A 14,807-nucleotide genomic window follows, 5' to 3' on the forward strand; every position below is an offset into this window, starting at 1 on the left:
CTGTTCAGCTCGCACCCCCACTGCTGGGTCTGGGGTGGTCGCCGCCGCGGATCTGATCGACGGCATGCGCCAGCAGCGGTTCCAGGACGGCCAGGCCGTCCCGCACCCCGCCGGTGGACCCCGGAAGATTGACGATCAGCGTCCGGCCCGCCACTCCGGCCAGGCCCCGGGAGAGCGCGGCGGTGGGCACCTTCTCCCGTCCGAACGCCCGGACGGCCTCGGCGATGCCCGGTACCTCGTAGTCAAGCACCGCGCGGGTCGCCTCGGGCGTGCGGTCGGTGGGCGAGACGCCGGTGCCGCCGGTGGTGACGACGACGTCGTACCCGGCCTCGACCCCCGCGCGCAGCGCGGCCGCCACGGGTTCCCCGTCGGGCACCACCCGCGGCCCGTCCACGCTGAACCCGAAGCCCGCCAGGCCGGCCGCGACCAGCGGGCCGCCCTTGTCCTCGTAGACACCGGCGGCGGCACGGTTGGACGCGGTCACGACCAGCGCACGGTACGGCGCGCGCGGCGCACCGCCGGCGGTACCGTCCGTGGCCGGCCCGGCGCTCATGCCCGGCTCCAGTCGCCCGACTTTCCGCCCGTCTTCTCCTCCACGCGTACGTCCGTGATGACCGCTCCCTTGTCGACCGCCTTGACCATGTCGATCACGGTGAGCGCCGCGACGGAGACCGCCGTGAGCGCCTCCATCTCGACACCCGTGCGGTCCGTCGTCCGCACCGTGGCCAGGATCTCCACCGCGTCGTCCGCGACCGACAGATCCAGTTTCACACCGGACAGGGCCAAGGGGTGACACAGCGGGATCAGGTCCGGGGTGCGTTTGGCGCCCATGATCCCGGCGATACGGGCGGTGGCGAGGGCGTCGCCCTTCGGAACACCCTCGCCGCGCAGCAGCTCGACCACGCGGGGCGATACGAGGACGCGTCCGCTCGCGCGGGCGGTGCGCGCGGTCACGTCCTTGCCGGACACGTCGACCATGCGGGCGGCGCCCGCGTCGTCGATGTGCGTCAGTCGGTCTGGCACGGAGGGTCCGGGGGTGTCTCCCCGGAAGGGCTCAGTCATGCTGTGTGGCGCTCCCGGTCCTGGCCCGTCGCGGTGCGGCGCTCGGGCCTGCTGTGCGCGACACGGTACCGCCAAGGCGGCACGCACCAGCGGGCAGGACCCGCCCGGCGGACGGGTACGCGCGCGTGGCGGACGTCCGGCGGACACCCCCCGGCGTCCGGCGGACACCCCCTGGCCGACCAGGACGGCCGTCCAAGCGGGTCCGGCGAAGTCCGCTGCGGTTCGGCAGCGCCCCCGAAGGGGCGCTGGGGGTACCCCCGACCGAAGGCTGGGGGAGGAACTGCGCGACCAGCCACGACGGCGCCGCAGTCGGCAGACGGCACATCGCGGCACTTCCAGCGGAGCGCTCAGCCGAGCAGGACGACCTCGACGTCCGTGCCGGGCTCGACGGACTCGACGTCCTCGGGTACGACGATCAGCGCGTCGGCGTGCGCCAGGGCCGCGACCAGGTGCGAACCGGCGCCGCCCACGGCGGTCACCTCGCCGTCGGCATACGTCCCGCGCAGGAACTGCCTGCGCCCCTTGGGCGAGCTCAGCGCCTTGTCCGCTCTGAGGGTCGCCGTGGCGCTGGGCCGGTGCACGTCCTTGAGGCCCATCAGGGTGCGGATGACGGGGCGGACGAACAGTTCGAAGGAGACGTACGAGGACACGGGGTTGCCGGGAAGGGCCAGCAGGGGCGTGTGGTCGGGGCCGATCGCGCCGAAGCCCTGGGGCTTGCCGGGCTGCATGGCGAGCTTGCGGAAGTCGATGCCGCTGCCCGGCTCGTCCTCGTCGCCGACGTGCGCCAGCGCCTCCTTGACGACGTCGTACGCCCCCACGCTGACCCCGCCGGTGGTGACCAGCAGGTCGGCGCGGACGAGTTGGTCCTCGATGGTGGCGCGGAGCGTGTCGGCGTCGTCGACGACGGCGCCCACCCGGTAGGCGATGGCGCCCGCGTCCCGGGCGGCGGCGGTGAGGGCGAAGCTGTTGGAGTCGTAGATCTGGCCGCTGCCGAGTTCCTCGCCGGGCTGGACGAGTTCGCTGCCGGTGGACACGACGACCACGCGCGGGCGCGGGCGTACGCGTGCCGTGCCGCGGCCGATCGCGGCGAGCAGTGCGATCTGCGGCGGGCCGAGGACGGTGCCGGCCTCCAGGGCGAGGTCGCCGGCCTTCACATCGCTGCCCCTCGCGCGGACGTGCGCGCGTGCCTCGGCCGGCCGGTGCACGCGCACGTGCCCCTCGGCGCCCTCGGGCGCGAGACTGCGGGCCCGCATCCCGGCGACCGGTCCCTCGCCGAGTCCGCCGTCGGTCCACTCCACGGGGACGACGGCCTCGGCGCCGGGCGGCAGCGGGGCGCCGGTCATGATGCGGGCCGCCTGGCCGGGACCCACGGGGGTCAGCTCGGCCGCGCCGGCCGCGACGTCCCCGACGACCTCGAGCACGGCCGGGAACTCCTCGCTCGCGCCCGCCACATCCGCGACCCGTACCGCGTACCCGTCCATGGAGCTGTTGTCGAACGGCGGCAGCGAGAGAGGCACCGTGACGTCGTCGACCAGGACGCAGCCCTGTGCGTCGAGCAGTTGCAGCTCGATGGGTTCCAGGGGACGGACGGTGGTGAGGATGTCCTCCAGGTGCTCGTCCACCGACCACAGGTGGTCCGGGCCGGCGGGGCGGGTCGCGGCGTTGCTCAACTCTGCTGCATCTCCTCGGCTACGTAACTGCGAAGCCAGGTCCGGAAGTCCGGGCCCAGGTCTTCACGTTCGCACGCGAGGCGGACAATGGCACGCAGATAGTCGCCGCGGTCGCCGGTGTCATAGCGGCGGCCCTTGAAGACGACGCCGTGCACGGGGCCGCCGACCTTCTCGTCCTGGGCGAGCTGCTGGAGGGCGTCGGTGAGCTGGATCTCGCCGCCGCGGCCGGGCTCGGTGCGCCGCAGTATGTCGAAGACGTGCGGGTCGAGGACATAGCGGCCGATGACCGCGTAGCTGGACGGGGCGTCCGCTGCGTCCGGCTTCTCGACCAGGCCGGTCACCTTGACGACGTCGGCGTCGGCGGTGGTCTCCACGGCGGCGGAGCCGTAGAGGTGGATCTGCTCGGGGTCGACCTCCATGAGCGCGATCACGCTGCCGCCGTGCCGCTCCTGGACCTCGATCATGCGCTGGAGCAGCGGGTCGCGCGGGTCGATCAGGTCGTCGCCGAGCAGGACGGCGAAGGGCTCGTGGCCCACGTGCGGGGCCGCGCACAGCACGGCGTGGCCGAGGCCCCTGGGGTCGCCCTGGCGCACGTAGTGCATCGTGGCCAGGTCGCTGGACTCCTGCACCTTGGCGAGCCGGCCGGCGTCGCCCTTCTTCTGGAGCGCCGATTCCAGCTCGTAGTTGCGGTCGAAGTGATCTTCCAGGGGGCGCTTGTTGCGTCCGGTGATCATGAGGACGTCGTCGAGCCCCGCCGACACGGCCTCCTCGACCACGTACTGGATCGCCGGCTTGTCGACGACCGGCAGCATCTCCTTGGGAGTGGCCTTGGTGGCCGGCAGGAACCGGGTGCCGAGGCCGGCCGCGGGAATGACAGCCTTGCTGATCCTGGGGTGCGACTGAGTCATGTCCGCAACCTTATCCGGTGCCTTTGCGGAGAATCTGAGGCTCCGGTTAATTGGCACTCATATGAGCGGATTGGGAAGGGTGCGGGAACGACCTGTGGAGCACAGTGGGCCTGAGGCCGAGGGTGACAAGCGAACGTTGCGCCGAGAATTCCTCGGGGTGAGGAACAGGTTGACGACGGATGTCGTCAGGGAGGCGGCCGACGCGCTGGCCGAACACGCGCTGGAGCTGCCCGAGCTGGTGCGTGCGCGCACGGTGGCGGCGTACGTCTCCGTCGAGAACGAGCCCGGCACGCTCACGCTGCTGGACGCGCTGCTCGCGCGGGGGGTACGCGTCCTGCTCCCCGCGCTCCTGCCCGACCACGACCTGGACTGGGGCGCGTACGGCGGGGAGGGCTCCCTCGCCCGCGTCCAACACGGCGGGAAGATGGCGCTGTTCGAACCCTCCGGTGAACGCCTCGGGCCGGACGCCGTGCTCGGCGCGGACGTCGTGCTGCTGCCGGGGCTCGCGGTGGACGCGCGCGGGATCCGCCTGGGGCGCGGCGGAGGGTCGTACGACCGGGTGCTGGCGCGCCTGGAGCACGCGGGCGCGCACCCGGCGCTCGTGGTGCTGCTGTACGACACGGAGGTCGTCGGGCGGGTGCCCGCGGAGGGGCACGACCGGCCGGTGCAGGCGGTGGTGACACCGTCGGGCACGCGCCGGTTCACGAGCCCGGACGCCCCGTGACCCTCATGTGAAACGGCCCTCCACGCACGCGTGGAGGGCCGTTTCACCGGCGGGTGCCCGACGGTCTCAGGGCTTGAGGACCAGCGTGTCGCTGGTGCTCTTGTCGACCGCCTTGTCCGAGAACGACCACGGGAGCAGTTCGCCGTCGGCCCACTTGCCCGTCTGGTCGGTGTAGTGGGCGCTGAAGGCGTGGCCGGAGGCTCCGGTGAGGTTGATCCACTTGGATTTGTCGAGGTCGTCGAGGTTGACCACCATCCGCATGGAGGGGACCCACACGACGCCGTAGCCGCCCGCGGCGTTCCAGCCGGTCGCGTTGACCGTGGCCTCGCCGCCGCTGAGCTTCCAGGGGCCGCGGTTGAGGATGTACTGGACGATGGCCGGGCCGTCGGTGCCGAGGGTCTGGTTCTTCAGGAACAGGCGGTGCAGCCGGCCCCAGCTCCAGGTGTCGATGTCCTTGCCGAGCTTGGCGGTCAGCTCCCAGCGGGCGTCGATCATGGCGCGCTTGAACAGCTGGTCCATGTTGTCGGCCTTGGGGCGGTCACCCGCTCCGGCCGGCGTCTTCCACCAGTCGCTGTTCGGCTTGTCCATGAGGTTGCGGACCACCTCGAACCAGCGGTCGCCGCCGTCCGGCTGGGCCTGGTCGGCGTCGCGCTCGCCGCACTCGCGCACCTTGGTGTCGTCGTCGACCGGGCCGGTGCTGTCGACCTTGTCGACCCACAGGCACTGGCCCTTGACCCGCAGCTCCTTGGGCAGCTTGTTGCCGAAGGCGAGCTTGAGGATGTTGCGCCAGACCGAGTTGAAGTAGGCCGCGGCCGCGGAGTCGGCGTCCTGGGTGTAGTCCCAGCCCTCCAGGAGCTTCTGCGCCTCGCGGACGTCCTTGTCCGGGACGTCGATCTTCAGCAGCTTGGGCACCAGCAGCTTGGCGATCTCGCTGCTGTTGTCCATCTGCATCTGGCGCATGTCGTCGGTGGAGATCTTGCCGCCGTCCTTGATCTTCGACTCGATCAGGTCGGTGATGCGCTGGCTGCGGGTGCCGTAGCCCCAGTCCGTGGTGAGCGTGTAGGGGTACTTGTCCTTGTCGATCACGGCCTGGTTGGCGGTGACGATGTAGCCGCGCTTCGGGTCGTACTCGTAGGGCAGCTCGTCCTGCTTGATGAAGCCGGTCCACTTGTACTTGGAGTCCCAGCCCGGTGCCGGGATGGACCCGTCGTCCCCGGAGGAGCGCGTGGGGATCTTGCCGGGCAGCGTGTAGCCGATGTTGTTCTTGGTGTCGGCGTAGATCAGGTTCTGCGAGGGCACGTCGAACTGGGCGGCCGCGTCCCGGAAGGAGCTCCAGTCGGACGCCTTGTCGAGGGCGAAGACGGCGTCCATGGTGGTGCCCGGGTCCAGGGCGGTCCATCTCAGGGCGATGCCGTAGCCGTCGCCGCGGTCGGGTGCGGCGGTGTCCACGGTGGCCTTCTTGCCGACCTCGACGAGTTCGTCGTCGCGGTCGGACAGCAGCGGCATGCCGTCGGCGGTCTGGCGCACGACGATCTTCTTGGACGTGCCGCCGGCGACCTTGATGGTCTCCGTACGGGTCGTGAAGGGCTTGGTCCTGCCGTTGTACAGGTAGCCGTCGCCGGAGAGCTTCTCCAGGTAGAGGTCGGTGACGTCGACGCCGGAGTTGGTCATGCCCCAGGCGATGTCCGCGTTGTGGCCGATTATCACGCCGGGCATGCCGGCGAAGGTGTAGCCGGTGACGTCGTACTGGCACTTGCTGGAGACCGTGGTGCAGTGCAGGCCCATCTGGTACCAGACCGACGGCAGGGACGCCGACAGGTGCGGGTCGTTGGCGAGCAGCGGCTTGCCGGTGATGGTGTGCTCGCCGCCGACGACCCAGGAGTTGGAGCCGATGCCCTGGCCGTTCACGCCGACGGCCGTGGGGACGTCGTCGAGAACGTTGTAGAGGCCCGCCAGCTGGCTTGTGAGCGCCGATCCGGTGGACGACGAGGTCGTGGTGGAGCCGGTGCCCGTCGAGGTCCCGGAGCCGCTCGTGGAGCCGCTCTGCTCGAAGGTCTTGGTGAGCTCGTCGTACTGGCCGTCCTGGACGATCGTCTGGTTGCGGCTGTACGGGTAGTCCGGGTAGAGGTCCTTGATCTGCTGCGGGCCCAGGCGGCTGGTCATCAGGGCCCGGTCGATCTCGTCGTCCATGTTGCCGCGCAGGTCCCAGGCCATCGCCTTCAGCCAGGAGACCGAGTCGACGGGGGTCCACTGCTCGGGCTTGTAGTCGTTGACGAACCCGAGGGCCGCGTACTCCAGGGAGATGTCCTTGCCGTCCTTGCCCTGGAGGTAGGCGTTGACTCCCTTGGAGTAGGCCTGGAGGTACTTCTTGGTGGAGTCCGACAGCTTGGTGTCGTACTCCTCCTTCGCGACCCGGTCCCAGCCCATGGTGCGCAGGAACTCGTCGTTCTTCACCTGGCTCTTGCCGAACATCTCGGACAGGCGCCCGGAGGTCATGTGGCGGCGCACGTCCATCTCGTAGAACCGGTCCTGCGCCTGGACGTAGCCCTGCGCCATGAACAGGTCCTCGTCGGTCGAGGCGTAGATCTGCGGGATGCCGTAGCTGTCGCGCTTCACGGTCACGGGCCCGGAGAGGCCCTGGAGCGTGATCGAACCCTTGGTCTGCGGGAAGGACGCGCGGACCGTGCTGACCGACCAGTACGCCCCGTAGAAGACGCCACCGACGACGGCCAGAACGAGCACGAGCACGATAAGTCGGGCTCTGCGCCCCTTCTTCCTGCCGGACTTGCCAGGCTTGTCACCCGTTGTGGCGGTGGTGTTGGGGGGCATCGCTGTCCTTGCTGTCCTAACGCGAGCGGCAGGCGGTCCTGGAGTGCTGGAGCAACCATAGGCGCAGGGCCCTACGCCACTTGACGCGGAGTGGGGAACCGGCGGGCACGGGCGTTCGATCTTGCCTCGGGGAACGTCAAGAAAGCGTCAAGAGTTAGGTAAGGTAACGAAGTACTTGGGTGCGGAGTGCCGCAACCTCGGGTCTTGTACGTGAGAGCTTCCGCGTCGCCCGCGCGCGAGCCAAGGAAAGGAAGCGCCACTGACCGTCCACCACCTCAACCAGCTCCTGCTCGTCTGCTCCGTGGTCCTGCTGGTCGCCGTCGCGGCCGTCCGGATCTCCTCGCGCAGCGGGCTCCCCAGCCTGCTCGTGTACCTGGGGATCGGCGTCCTCATGGGCCAGGACGGCATCGGCGACATCCACTTCGACAACGCCGAACTGACCCAGGTCATCGGATACGCGGCCCTGGTCGTGATCCTGGCCGAGGGCGGTCTCGGCACGAAGTGGAAGGAGGTCGAACCCGTCCTGGCCTCCGCCTCCATGCTGGCCCTGGCCGGGGTCGGGGTGAGCGTCGGCGTCACCGCCGCGGGCGCGCACTACCTGGTCGGACTGGAGTGGCGGCAGGCGCTCATCATCGGCGCGGTGGTGTCCTCGACGGACGCGGCGGCGGTCTTCTCGGTGCTCCGGCGCATTCCGCTGCCCGCGCGCGTGACGGGCACCCTGGAGGCGGAGTCGGGCTTCAACGACGCCCCGGTGGTCATCCTGGTCGTCGCCCTGTCCACCGCGGGACCGGTCGAGCACTGGTACGTCCTGGTGGGCGAGATAGCCATGGAACTGGCCATCGGCGCGGGCATAGGCCTCGCGGTCGGCTGGCTCGGCTCCTGGGGCCTCAGGCACGTCGCCCTGCCCGCCTCGGGCCTCTACCCGATCGCCGTGATGGCCATCGCGGTCACGGCGTACGCGGCCGGCGCGCTGGCGCACGGCAGCGGCTTCCTCGCGGTCTACCTGGCCTCCATGGTGCTCGGCAACGCCAAGCTGCCGCACTGGCCCGCCACCCGCGGTTTCGCCGAGGGGCTCGGCTGGATCGCCCAGATCGGCATGTTCGTCCTGCTCGGCCTGCTGGTCACCCCGCACGAGCTCGGCGACGACATCGTGCCCGCCCTGGTCATCGGGCTCGCGCTCACCATGGTGGCCCGGCCGCTGAGCGTGGTCGTCAGCCTCGCGCCGTTCCGCGTGCCCTGGCGGGAGCAGACCCTGATGTCCTGGGCCGGGCTGCGCGGCGCCGTGCCCATCATCCTGGCGACGATCCCCATGGTGAACGGCGTCGACACCAGCCACCGGATCTTCAACATCGTCTTCGTCCTGGTCGTCGTCTACACCCTGGTCCAGGGGCCGACGCTGCCCTGGCTGGCCGGCAAGCTACGGCTCGGCGAGGGACCGGAGGCCGCCGACCTCGGCATCGAGTCCGCGCCCCTGGAGCGGCTGCGCGGGCATCTGCTGTCCGTCTCGATCCCCGAGGGCTCCCGGATGCACGGCGTGGAGATCAACGAGCTGCGACTGCCCGCCGGGGCCGCCGTCACCCTCGTCGTCCGCGAAGGAAAATCGTTTGTTCCGCTGCCCGCGACGGTGCTGCGGCGCGGGGACGAACTCCTCGTGGTCGCCACCGACCCGGTACGGGACGCCGCGGAACGGCGACTGCGCGCGGTCGGCCACGGCGGCAAGCTGGCGGGCTGGCTGGGCACGAACGGGACGGCCGGCACGGGGTCGGGCGGCGCACCGGGCGGTGCGACGAGCGCACGTTAAGGGTGCGTTTCGGATAGTTCACACCCTCGCCAATCCCAGGTGAACGAGCCTCACGGTGCTGGTTTTCACAGGCGTACCGGGCTTTCACCCCTGTACGATGAAAGCACCCTGATCGAACCAACTCTGCCTGACGCAGAGCTGGCGCGACCGTATGGCGGCCGGAACGCTCTTCGCAGTGGATGCCGGTATCTACCGCAGTTCCGCGCAAGAGGACAGCTCTCGGCGCCCCCGCACGGGCGCGCTACCAGGCGGCAGAAAGGCACGGGCCGTGGCATCCACGGTCACCACCGAGCCGTCGGAGAACCCGGCTGCGCCGTCCCGCCCGGGATACGGACAGCTGCTGCGCACCCGCGGCGCCTGGACGTTCCTGCTCCCCGGTTTCGCGGCGCGCCAGCCGTTCGCCATGCTCACCATCTCCATCGTGCTGCTCGTGCAGCACACCACCGGCTCCTACGGCGCCGCGGGTGCCGCCGCGGCCGTCACCGGCGTCTCCATGGCGCTGTTCGCGCCCTACGGCGGCCGCCTGGCCGACCGCTACGGGCAGCGGGCGGTGCTGGTCCCCGGCGTGCTCGTGCACACGCTGTCGGGCCTCACCCTGACGGCGCTCGCGCTGGCGCACGCGCCCCTGTGGGCGCTGTTCGCGGCGGCCGTGCCGACCGGCGCCTCGGTACCGCAGGTCGGCCCCATGGTCCGCGCCCGCTGGGGCGCCAAGCTCCAGGACTCCCCTCTGATGTCCACCGCGGCCGCCTTCGAGTCCGTCACCGACGAGCTCACCTTCGTGTTCGGCCCGCTGCTCGCGACCGCCCTGTGCACCACCGTGGCCCCGGCCGCCGGCCTGGTCACGGAGGCCGCACTCACGCTGGCCGGCGGTCTGCTGTTCGCCGCGCGGAAGAGCACCCAGCCCCAGGTGACCGGCACCGGCCACGCGCGCGTGCGGCACGCCTCGGCGCTCAGCGTCCCGGGCGTGCGCGTGCTGGTCGTGGCGTTCCTGGGCATCGGGTCCGTCTTCGGCGGCATGCAGGTCTCCCTCGCGGCATTCACCGAGTCGATCGGCGAGCCCGGCCTGAACGGCGTCCTGTACGGCACCTTCGCCGCGGGGAACATGCTCTCCGGCATCGTCTGCGGCGCGCTCGCCTGGAAGGCCGCCCCGCACCGGCGCCTGGTCCTCGGCTACGCGGCGCTCGCACTGACCGCGTCGGCACTGTGGACGTCCCACTCCGTGCTGGTCCTGGCCGGGCTCGGCCTGCTGGTCGGCATGTGCATCGCACCCGCCCTGATCACCGGGTACACGCTGGTCGAGGGCCTGGTCCCGGCCGGCGCCCGCACCGAGGCGTTCACCTGGCTGACCGGCGCGGTGGCGCTCGGCCAGGCGGCCGCGGTCACGGTCGCCGGACAGCTGGAGGACCGCCTGTGGGGCGGCGCCGGGTTCCTGGTGCCGATGGCCGGCACCGTACTGGCCCTGGTGACCCTTCTGGCGCTGCGTTCGCGGCTGGTCACCCGGCCCCGGAACCGTACCGTCGCACGTGGCGTCGGTCACCGAGTGCCGGTGACGGTGGACTGATCCTCAGGAATACGTCACTATGGACCGTCGTTAGCACTCATCGAGTGAGAGTGCCAGGAGGAAGACAGTGCCGACCTACCAGTACCAGTGCACCGAGTGCGGCGAGGGCCTCGAGGCGGTGCAGAAGTTCACCGACGACGCCCTGACCGAGTGCCCCAACTGCGGTGGCCGCCTGAAGAAGGTGTTCTCCGCGGTCGGCATTGTCTTCAAGGGCTCGGGCTTCTACCGCAATGACAGCCGCGGCTCCTCGTCGAGCAGCAGCCCCGCGTCGAAGTCGTCCGGCTCCACCTCGTCGAGCGCGTCGTCCGACTCGAAGACGTCCGACTCGAAGTCGTCGTCCTCGTCGTCGACGTCCTCGTCCTCGACGTCTTCCTCGTCGGGTTCGGCGAGCAGCTCCGCCGCCTGAGACCTCACCTCTCGGACCCCGCCGTCGGACGGCAGCGGGGTCCGAGGCGTTCCCGGGCACCGCGGCTCCTGCCCGCTAGGGCTGCCAGCTAGTGTGCTGCGCATGGTGAACGCAGAGATCGGCGTAATCGGCGGTTCCGGCTTCTACTCGTTCCTGGACGACGTGACCGAGATCCAGGTCGAGACGCCCTACGGGCCGCCGAGCGACTCCCTCTTCCTCGGCGAGATCGCCGGCCGCCGGGTGGCCTTCCTGCCCCGGCACGGACGCGGCCACCACCTGCCGCCGCACCGCATCAACTACCGGGCCAACCTCTGGGCGCTGCGCTCCGTCGGCGTGCGCCAGGTGCTCGGCCCGTGCGCGGTGGGCGGTCTGCGCCCCGAGTACGGTCCGGGCACGCTGCTCGTGCCGGACCAGCTGGTGGACCGTACGAAGTCCCGGGCGCAGTCCTACTTCGACGGGCTGCCGTTGCCCGACGGCACCGTGCCGAACGTGGTGCACGTCTCCTTGGCCGACCCCTACTGCCCCACCGGGCGGGCGGCGGCGCTGAAGGCGGCCCGCGCCCGGGACTGGGAGCCGGTGGACGGGGGCACGCTGGTGGTGATCGAGGGGCCGCGCTTCTCGACCCGCGCCGAATCGCTGTGGCACCAGGCGCAGGGCTGGTCGGTGGTGGGCATGACCGGCCACCCCGAGGCGGCGCTCGCCCGTGAACTGGAGCTCTGCTACTCGTCGTTGACACTGGTCACGGACCTGGACGCGGGCGCCGAGACCGGTGAGGGCGTCTCGCACGACGAGGTTCTGCAGGTGTTCGCGGCCAATGTGGACCGGCTGCGGGGTGTGCTGTTCGACGCGGTGGCGGCCCTGCCGGAGAACACGGCACGGGACTGCCTGTGCACGAACGCGCTCGGCGGCATGGATCCGGGGTTCGAGCTGCCGTAGGGCCGAGTGGGCGGACGGATCCCGAGCACGCGGCCGCTGTGGACAACGGGCGGAACTCCTCGTTCGGGTGGCCGAGTTGTCCACAACCGGTCAGTGGTCCACCGGCTCCAGCGGGCTTCGGCGCGAGACCTCATCGTGGTCTCGCAAGCCGATTCCTCGTCGCAGGTGGTGATCCCCATGTCCGTCCCCCCATCCCCCCACCCCGCCGTCCCTACGCCCCTTCGCGTCCCGCGCCCGCTGGGCACGGACGCCCCCGCCACCTGCGAAGTCCCGCACTTCGAACCGGTGCGGGTACGCGGCGGGCGGTATCGGCTGCACCGGCTGCTGCGCCACCGCGGGCGGGCCCTCGCGGCCGGCCTGGCGGTCACGGCGGCGGCGCTCGTCGCGGCGGGACCGCGTGCCGCCACGGACCCCCTGCGCGCCGAGCGGCCTCGGGGGCACCCTGTCATCCAGCCGGTACGACGGCACGCCCCGCCCGTGGCCATGGTGACGGCACCGGTGCGGATCGCCGACGCGGCCACCGTCCGGCTGCTGCACCCCGGTGACCGGGTGGACGTCATCGCCGCCGGGGATCCCTCGGCGGGCGGGGAGGCCCGGGTGATCGCGCGCGGGGTGCGCGTGACGAGGCTGCCGGAGCCGGCCGACGCGGCCGCGGAGAGCGGGGCGCTGGTCGTGCTCGCGGTTCCCCGCGACACCGCGGCCCGGCTGGTCGGCGCGAGCGCCACGGCACGGCTGGCGGTGACGCTGTGCTGAACAACCTGGGGCGATTTCCGGGACGCTTTGTGTCAAGTCGCCCTTTCGAGCTACCGGATTGGGCGCGATGGCCGCACGGTGACGTAGGTTGCGGATCACTTTGTTCCACACCCTGTGCATGTGAGGAGAGTCCCCGAGGTGAGCGAGAAGAAGGATCCGGGCATACTGCAGGGCTTCAGGGCCTTCCTGATGCGCGGCAACGTCGTCGATCTGGCAGTCGCGGTGGTCATCGGCGCCGCCTTCACGAACATCGTCAACTCGGTGGTGAAGGGGATCATCAACCCGCTGGTCGGCGCGATCGGCACGAAGAACCTCGACAACTACAGCTCGTGCCTGAAGGCCCCGTGCACGCTGAACGCGGACGGCACGGTGAAGACCGGCATTCCGATCATGTGGGGCGAGGTCCTGGGCGCCACGCTCTCCTTCGTGATCACCGCGGCGGTCGTGTACTTCCTGATGGTCCTGCCGATGGCGAAGTACCTGTCCCGCCTGGAGGCCCGCCGGAGGGCGAAGGAGGGCACGCACGAGGTCATCGAGGTGACCGAGCTGGAGGTGCTGAAGGAGATCCGCGACGCCCTGGTCGCGCAGCGCGGAAACGGTCACAACCAGCGTTAGCGGCGCTCCGGGCGGTCGCGCGGGCGGCTCAGAGGTGGTGGGGCGGCTTCTCGTCGAGGAAACGCCTGAGGTCGGCCGCCGAGTCGCCCTCCGGGCGGTCGCCCCAGCCGCGGTCCGTGTCGTCCGAGGACTGCCGGTCGAGTGGATCGTCGAAGATCAGCGCGGGCTTCGGGTCGCGCGGCGCGGGCTCGGGGGCGGTGCTCATGCCTCAAGAGTACGGCCCTGCCGCCCGCCCCCCTGCGGGTCCGTTCGCGAGCTTTCGGTGGCCTTTTCTGCTGTGCTGGACGCATGACGTCGAGTTCTCCTCCGGCTCCCGCCTCCCAGCACGCACCCCAGCCCCTGCGGCCACTGCGCCGGCTCACCGCGCGCGGGCGCGACGAGGCCCACCGGGTGGCCTCACCGCTCGAGCTCTTCTTCGACCTGTGTTTCGTGGTGGCCATCGCGCAGGCGGGCGTGGAGCTGGTGCACACCGTCGCGGCGGGACACGCGGGCGAAGGCGTCCTGAACTACGCGATGCAGTTCTTCGCCATCTGGTGGGCGTGGATGAACTTCACCTGGTTCTCCTCGGCGTACGACAACGACGACGTGCTCTACCGGGTCGTCACCCTGGTCCAGATCGCCGGCGTCCTGGTGCTGGCGGCCGGCATCTCGCAGGCCTTCACCGACCACGACTACCTGGTGGTCTGGCTGGGTTACGTGATCATGCGGCTGGCGATGGCCGCGCAGTGGCTGAGAGCCGCGCGCTGGGCCCGGGGCGCGGAGCGGACCATGGCGCTCCGGTACGCGGGCGGGGTGCTGCTGTGCCTGGTCGGCTGGCTCGGGCTGGTGGTGCTGCCGGCGCCCGCGCGCCCCTGGGTGTTCCTGGTGATGGCGATCGCCGAGATGAGCGTGCCGCTGTACGCGGAGAAGGGCTACACGACCTCCTGGCACCCGCACCACATCGCCGAACGGTACGGGCTGTTCACGATCATCGTGCTCGGCGAGACGATCTCGGCGGCGACGGTCGCCGTGAAGTCGGCCGTGGCCGAGCACGACGCGCTGAGCGAGCTGCTGCCGATCGCGGCGGGCGGCCTGCTGATCGTCTTCTCGGCCTGGTGGATCTACTTCGTGGTGCCGATCCACGGCTATCTGCGCTCCAGCAGGGAGTCGTTCCTGTGGGGTTACGGCCACTACCTGATCTTCGCGTCGGCGGCCTCGATCGGCGCGGGCATCGAGGTGGCCGTCGAGGAGGCGGTCGGCAAGGCGCACATCTCCACGACGGCCGCGTCGGCGGCCGTGACCGTGCCGACCGCGCTGTACCTGCTGACCGTGTGGGCGTTGCACTCGCGGCACTTCAAGGTGGGCCTCGCCCAGCAGCTGGTGCTGCCGGTGACGGCGCTGCTGGTGCTCTGCTGCACCTTCCTCGGCGGCTGGGCGGTGCCGGCGGCGGGCGTCGTGTCGGCACTGGCGGTGGCGACCGGGACGACCCTGACGGCGCGCACGGCAGGCCGCGAGCGCCCCGCGGAAGCCACCGCCGCCGCCTCCTGAAAGGCCGGGAGCCGA

At 71.0% G+C, this 14,807-nt stretch carries 14 protein-coding genes; 8 read left to right on the forward strand and 6 right to left on the reverse strand.

Annotation, left to right across the window (positions count from 1 at the left end; all coding sequences use genetic code 11):
- Nucleotides 1-4: 4 nt before the first annotated feature.
- The 4 genes from KVT45_RS24730 to galU form a co-directional block, all read right to left on the reverse strand.
- Nucleotides 5-553 carry a molybdenum cofactor biosynthesis protein B gene (locus KVT45_RS24730; RefSeq protein ID WP_217550933.1) on the reverse strand — a complete coding sequence of 183 codons (549 nt, stop codon included), beginning with the start codon at nucleotides 551-553 and terminating at the stop codon, nucleotides 5-7.
- Entirely contained in the window at nucleotides 550-1,062 is a 513-nt protein-coding gene (gene moaC / locus KVT45_RS24735) for a cyclic pyranopterin monophosphate synthase MoaC (protein WP_217550935.1), read from the reverse strand. Before moaC ends, KVT45_RS24730 begins: the two co-directional genes overlap by 4 nt.
- Nucleotides 1,063-1,409: 347 nt before the next feature.
- Nucleotides 1,410-2,732 carry a gephyrin-like molybdotransferase Glp gene (gene glp / locus KVT45_RS24740; protein WP_217550937.1) on the reverse strand — a complete coding sequence of 441 codons (1,323 nt, stop codon included), beginning with the start codon at nucleotides 2,730-2,732 and terminating at the stop codon, nucleotides 1,410-1,412.
- Nucleotides 2,729-3,640 (reverse strand): UTP--glucose-1-phosphate uridylyltransferase GalU, encoded by a 912-nt coding sequence (gene galU, locus KVT45_RS24745; protein WP_089102179.1) that lies wholly within the window; start codon nucleotides 3,638-3,640, stop codon nucleotides 2,729-2,731. Before galU ends, glp begins: the two co-directional genes overlap by 4 nt.
- Before the next feature lie 61 nt (nucleotides 3,641-3,701).
- Here galU and KVT45_RS24750 point away from each other — a divergent pair, with 61 nt between their 5' ends.
- Nucleotides 3,702-4,364: a 5-formyltetrahydrofolate cyclo-ligase gene (locus KVT45_RS24750; protein ID WP_217550939.1), complete on the forward strand. Its 663-nt coding sequence runs from the start codon at nucleotides 3,702-3,704 to the stop codon at nucleotides 4,362-4,364.
- 66 nt (nucleotides 4,365-4,430) lie between these two features.
- Here the strand turns inward: KVT45_RS24750 and KVT45_RS24755 are convergent, their stop codons facing one another.
- Entirely contained in the window at nucleotides 4,431-7,193 is a 2,763-nt protein-coding gene (locus KVT45_RS24755) for a penicillin acylase family protein (RefSeq protein ID WP_217550941.1), read from the reverse strand.
- 259 nt (nucleotides 7,194-7,452) lie between these two features.
- Here KVT45_RS24755 and KVT45_RS24760 point away from each other — a divergent pair, with 259 nt between their 5' ends.
- From KVT45_RS24760 to mscL, 6 genes are all read left to right on the forward strand, one after another.
- Nucleotides 7,453-8,994 carry a potassium/proton antiporter gene (locus KVT45_RS24760; RefSeq protein WP_217551028.1) on the forward strand — a complete coding sequence of 514 codons (1,542 nt, stop codon included), beginning with the start codon at nucleotides 7,453-7,455 and terminating at the stop codon, nucleotides 8,992-8,994.
- Between the two features lie 268 nt (nucleotides 8,995-9,262).
- A complete protein-coding gene (locus KVT45_RS24765) occupies nucleotides 9,263-10,555 on the forward strand; it encodes an MFS transporter (RefSeq protein WP_217550943.1) in 1,293 nt (430 codons plus the stop codon).
- A 67-nt stretch (nucleotides 10,556-10,622) separates the two neighbouring features.
- A complete protein-coding gene (locus tag KVT45_RS58125; RefSeq protein WP_217550945.1) occupies nucleotides 10,623-10,961 on the forward strand; it encodes an FmdB family zinc ribbon protein in 339 nt (112 codons plus the stop codon).
- Nucleotides 10,962-11,063: 102 nt separating this feature from the next.
- The gene (locus tag KVT45_RS24775; protein WP_217550947.1) at nucleotides 11,064-11,897 is read left to right on the forward strand and encodes an S-methyl-5'-thioadenosine phosphorylase; all 834 of its coding nucleotides are present in this window, start codon (nucleotides 11,064-11,066) and stop codon (nucleotides 11,895-11,897) included.
- A 177-nt stretch (nucleotides 11,898-12,074) separates the two neighbouring features.
- Nucleotides 12,075-12,650: a hypothetical protein gene (locus KVT45_RS24780; RefSeq protein ID WP_217550949.1), complete on the forward strand. Its 576-nt coding sequence runs from the start codon at nucleotides 12,075-12,077 to the stop codon at nucleotides 12,648-12,650.
- A 138-nt stretch (nucleotides 12,651-12,788) separates the two neighbouring features.
- On the forward strand, nucleotides 12,789-13,265 hold the full coding sequence (gene mscL, locus KVT45_RS24785) for a large conductance mechanosensitive channel protein MscL (RefSeq protein WP_217550951.1): 477 nt from the start codon (nucleotides 12,789-12,791) through the stop codon (nucleotides 13,263-13,265).
- Nucleotides 13,266-13,293: 28 nt separating this feature from the next.
- Here the strand turns inward: mscL and KVT45_RS24790 are convergent, their stop codons facing one another.
- Entirely contained in the window at nucleotides 13,294-13,470 is a 177-nt protein-coding gene (locus KVT45_RS24790) for a hypothetical protein (protein ID WP_217550953.1), read from the reverse strand.
- A gap of 83 nt (nucleotides 13,471-13,553) precedes the next feature.
- Here KVT45_RS24790 and KVT45_RS24795 point away from each other — a divergent pair, with 83 nt between their 5' ends.
- The gene (locus KVT45_RS24795; protein WP_217550955.1) at nucleotides 13,554-14,792 is read left to right on the forward strand and encodes a low temperature requirement protein A; all 1,239 of its coding nucleotides are present in this window, start codon (nucleotides 13,554-13,556) and stop codon (nucleotides 14,790-14,792) included.
- Nucleotides 14,793-14,807: the final 15 nt, after the last annotated feature.

The organism is Streptomyces sp. GbtcB6, assembly GCF_019091475.1.
Lineage (GTDB): Bacteria > Actinomycetota > Actinomycetes > Streptomycetales > Streptomycetaceae > Streptomyces > Streptomyces hyaluromycini.

Excerpts from the sequence above, each read along its gene's own strand:
- KVT45_RS24730 (WP_217550933.1), bottom strand. The coding sequence starts at position 553 with ATGAGCGCCGGGCCGGCCACGGACGGTACCGCCGGCGGTGCGCCGCGC.
- moaC (WP_217550935.1), bottom strand. The coding sequence starts at position 1,062 with ATGACTGAGCCCTTCCGGGGAGACACCCCCGGACCCTCCGTGCCAGAC.
- galU (WP_089102179.1), bottom strand. The coding sequence starts at position 3,640 with ATGACTCAGTCGCACCCCAGGATCAGCAAGGCTGTCATTCCCGCGGCC.
- KVT45_RS24750 (WP_217550939.1), top strand. The coding sequence starts at position 3,702 with ATGAGCGGATTGGGAAGGGTGCGGGAACGACCTGTGGAGCACAGTGGG.
- KVT45_RS24755 (WP_217550941.1), bottom strand. The coding sequence starts at position 7,193 with ATGCCCCCCAACACCACCGCCACAACGGGTGACAAGCCTGGCAAGTCC.
- KVT45_RS24775 (WP_217550947.1), top strand. The coding sequence starts at position 11,064 with ATGGTGAACGCAGAGATCGGCGTAATCGGCGGTTCCGGCTTCTACTCG.
- KVT45_RS24780 (WP_217550949.1), top strand. The coding sequence starts at position 12,075 with ATGTCCGTCCCCCCATCCCCCCACCCCGCCGTCCCTACGCCCCTTCGC.
- KVT45_RS24790 (WP_217550953.1), bottom strand. The coding sequence starts at position 13,470 with ATGAGCACCGCCCCCGAGCCCGCGCCGCGCGACCCGAAGCCCGCGCTG.
- KVT45_RS24795 (WP_217550955.1), top strand. The coding sequence starts at position 13,554 with ATGACGTCGAGTTCTCCTCCGGCTCCCGCCTCCCAGCACGCACCCCAG.